Genomic DNA, 499 nt, shown 5'->3' on the forward strand with positions numbered 1-499 from the left:
GGCGGCGGGTTGAGGGGTTTGTGATGCTTGATTTTGGTGCGTTGCCGCCGGAGTTCAATTCGGCGCGGATGTATGCCGGTGCGGGGTCGACGTCGTTGACGACGGCGGCCTCGGCGTGGAATGCCCTTGCCGCCGAGCTGAATTCGGCGGTGTTGGGTTATGAGAACGTGGTGGCCCAGTTGTCCAGTGAGGAGTGGCTGGGGCCGGCCTCGGCGACGATGGCCGCCGCGGTGCAACCGTATGTGGCGTGGATGAGCGCCACCGCCGCCCAGGCCGAGCAGGCCGGCGCCCAGGCCAACGCGGCCGCGGCGGCTTTTGAGCAGGCGTTCGCCTCGACGGTGCCCCCGCCGTTGATCGCGGCCAACCGCGCCCAGCTCGCGCAGGCGGTGGCCACCAATGTGTTGGGTCAAAACAGCGGGATCATCGCCCAGCTGGAGGCCCAGTACGGCGAGATGTGGGCCCAAGACGCCACCGCGATGTACACCTATGCCGGCCAGTC

1 protein-coding gene is annotated in these 499 nt (G+C 68.3%); it reads left to right on the top strand.

Translation table 11 applies throughout. The features are described 5' to 3' along the window. Positions 1–23 precede the first annotated feature (23 nt). A partial coding sequence (locus AC5Y6X_RS24405) for a PPE family protein (protein ID WP_499989714.1) occupies positions 24–499 on the top strand: 476 nt, incomplete at its 3' end.

It is taken from the genome of Mycobacterium sp. NGS26, from assembly GCF_059813025.1.